3 protein-coding genes are annotated in these 3,080 nt (G+C 71.9%); 1 reads left to right on the top strand and 2 read right to left on the bottom strand.

Features of this window, described 5'->3' with window-relative positions; genetic code table 11:
• A partial coding sequence (locus CCN42_RS19025; RefSeq protein WP_169731483.1) for an AMP-binding protein occupies positions 1–1,213 on the bottom strand: 1,213 nt, incomplete at its 3' end.
• A gap of 150 nt (positions 1,214–1,363) precedes the next feature.
• Complete coding sequence (locus tag CCN42_RS19020) at positions 1,364–1,939, bottom strand: SigE family RNA polymerase sigma factor (RefSeq protein ID WP_086737271.1); 576 nt, start codon at positions 1,937–1,939, stop codon at positions 1,364–1,366.
• A 380-nt stretch (positions 1,940–2,319) separates the two neighbouring features.
• Here CCN42_RS19020 and CCN42_RS19015 point away from each other — a divergent pair.
• Positions 2,320–3,080, top strand: a 761-nt coding sequence (locus CCN42_RS19015; protein WP_086737269.1) for a bifunctional DNA primase/polymerase, incomplete at its 3' end; no start/stop codon positions are given.

Genomic DNA, 3,080 nt, shown 5'->3' with positions numbered 1-3,080 from the left:
GGCGCAGCGGCTCGGCGTCCGGGCCGTTGTAGTAGGCGCCGGCGATCCACGGGCCGCGGACCTCCAGCTCGCCCGCGGACTGCCCGTCCCACGGGATGCGCTCGCCGCCGGGGCCGGTGAGGCGGGCCTCGACGCTCGCCGGGAAGCGGCCCTGGGTGAGCCGGTAGCCGAACTCCTCCTCCGTGCCGACCGCGTGGGCCGGCGGGCGGGCGACCGTGCCGAGCGGCGAGGTCTCGGTCATGCCCCAGGCGTGGCAGACCCGCATGCCGAGCTTGTCGAAGGCCTCCATGAGGGAGGGTGGACAGGCGGAGCCGCCGATGGTGACCTGGGTGAGCGAGGAGACGTCGCGCGGCTTCGCGGTCAGCTCGGCGAGCAGGCCCTGCCAGATGGTGGGCACGGCGGCGGCGTGGGTCGGCTTCTCGCTCTCGATCATCTCGGCGAGCGGGGCGGGCTGCAGGAACCGGTCCGGCATGAGCAGGTTGACGCCGGTCATGAAGGTGGCGTGCGGGAGCCCCCAGGCGTTCACGTGGAACTGCGGCACGACCACCAGGGAGGTGTCCTGGTCGGTCAGGCCCATCGACTGGGCCATGTTGACCTGCATGGAGTGCAGGTAGACCGAGCGGTGGCTGTAGACCACGCCCTTGGGGTCGCCGGTGGTGCCGGAGGTGTAGCACATGGCGGCGGCCTGGCGCTCGTCCAGCTCGGGCCAGTCGTATGTGGTCGGCTTGCCCGCGATCAGGTCCTCGTACTCGTGGACCGGCACGGACGCCCCGGCGAGGAGGCCGCGGTCCCCGGGGCCGGTGACCACGACGTGCTCGACGGTCCTCAGATGCGGCAGCAGCGGGGCGAGCAGCGGCAGCAGGGATCCGTTGGCGATGATCACCCGGTCGGCGGCGTGGTTGACGATCCAGGCCAGCTGCTCCGGGGGCAGCCGGAGATTGAGGGTGTGCAGGACCGCGCCCATGGAGGGGATCGCGAAATAGGCCTCGACGTGCTCGGCGTTGTTCCACATCAACGTGGCCACGCGGTCGTCGCCGGCGACGCCGAGGTCCTCGCGCAGGGCGTGCGCCAGCTGCGCGGCGCGGGCGCCGATCTCGGCGTAGGAGCGGCGCTGCGGCTCTCCCTCACCGGTCCAGGTGATCACCTGCGACGATCCGTGGATCGTGGACCCGTGGGCCAGGATCCTGGAGATCAGCAGCGGTACGTCCTGCATGGTGCTCAGCACGGCGTCCTCCCGGGGGCGACATTGCCTACGCGGCGGTAAGAGATGCGCTGATTCTGGCCGCATACCGCTCGGTATGTCACTAGGTGAAGACCACCGATCTCGACGAACTTGTCACCTTGCGGTGGAACGGGCGCACTGCTATCGGACCGGCTCGAGCTCCGGGTCCTCGCGCAGCTTCCCCAGTGCCCGGGAGACCGCCGACTTCACCGTGCCGACCGAGACGCCGAGCACCTCGGCGGTCTGCGCCTCGCTCAGGTCCTCGTAGTACCGCAGGACGACCATCGCCCGCTGCCGGGCGGGCAGGCGCATGATCGCCCGCCACATCGCGTCGTGCAGCGCCTGCCGCTCCGCCGGGTCGTTCCCGCCGGGCACCGGCTCCGGCTCGGGCAGCTCGTCGCAGGTGAACTCGTCGACCTTGCGCTTGCGCCACTGCGAGGTGCGGGTGTTCAGCAGGGCGCGGCGCACATAGCCGTCGAGCGCGCGATGGTCCTCGATCCGGTCCCACGCGACGTAGGTCTTGGTCAGCGCGGTCTGCAGCAGGTCCTCGGCGTCGCACGGGTTCGCGGTCAGCGACCGGGCGGTGCGCAGCAGCACCGGCTGACGGGCCCGCACGTACGACGAGAAGGACGGATACGTGGCGTACGGCAGCGTCCGCGTGGCCGGCGTGGCCAACGTGGCGGCGTCCGAGGCGCCGGTGCAGACGAGTGTGGTCATGGCTCAACGCTAGGTTCGCCACCCTGCCGTCCTCATCGCCCGCAGGTCCCGAAGGGGAGTCCCCCTCAGGTTGTAGAGGCGACAGCGACTGCACCTCCTGAAGGCGGACGAGGAGAGGAGGGAGCCTGGGGGATTTCCCCTGGGGGGCTCCGGCCGGAGGGCGTATCGCGGACTTACGGCCGACGTACGGCTACCGACGGTCGACGGCCGACGCGCGGCGGACGCCTGAGGTGGACGAGCGGGGCGGACGAGCGGGGCGGACGTGAACGCGATGGCGACGGGCTGAAGCGTTTCGGCGCGTCTCGGCCGACCTGCTCGCCTCGGCGTGTCACACCTCACCACCCCTTCCCATTTTCGAACAGACGTACGAACATAGAAGTATGGCCACCATCGACCGGCGGGCCACGACGCTGGCCCTCGCCCACGCCCTGTCCGCCGCCGAACACGGACTGGCCGTCATCCCCCTGTCCCGGACGAAACTCCCGGCCCTGCGCTCCCCGCACCGTCTCGACCCCGTGCCCCTCCCCTGCCACGGCGAGTGCGGCCGCTTCGGCCACGGTGTCCACGACGCCTCGACCGACCCCGAACGCATCCGCGCGCTCTTCGCCGCCGCCCCCTGGGCCACCGGCTACGGCATCGCCTGCGGACTGCCCCCGCACCACCTGATCGGCATCGACCTGGACACCAAGTCGGGCACGGACGCCTCGGCGGCGCTGCGGGAACTCGCCCTGCGGCACCTGTTCACGATCCCCGCGACGGTCGTCGTCACGACCCCGAGCGGCGGCCGTCACCTCTGGCTGACCGGGCCACCGGACGTCGCCGTCCCCAACTCGGCCGGCCGCCTCGCCCCGGGCATCGACGTCCGGGGCGCCGGCGGTTATCTCGTCGGCCCCGGCTCCCGCACCGAGCACGGGGTGTACGGCACGGCACCCGGCACCGCGCACCTCCCTCCGGCCCCGTGCCCGCCGGCCCTGCTGCGGCTGCTGCTGCCGTCCCCGCGCACCACCGCGCGGTCGTCCACCTCACCCGGAGAACACCAGGGCCAGGGAGACGGCCTGATCCAGTTCGTGCTGGCCGCGCACGAGGGGCAGCGCAACACCCGTCTTTTCTGGGCGGCCTGCCGCGCCTACGAGAACGGCAT

It is taken from the genome of Streptomyces glaucescens, from assembly GCF_002154375.1.
Lineage (GTDB): Bacteria > Actinomycetota > Actinomycetes > Streptomycetales > Streptomycetaceae > Streptomyces > Streptomyces glaucescens.
Note: the sequence above shows the minus strand (reverse complement) of the source record. Positions and strands in the feature narration are given on the sequence as shown.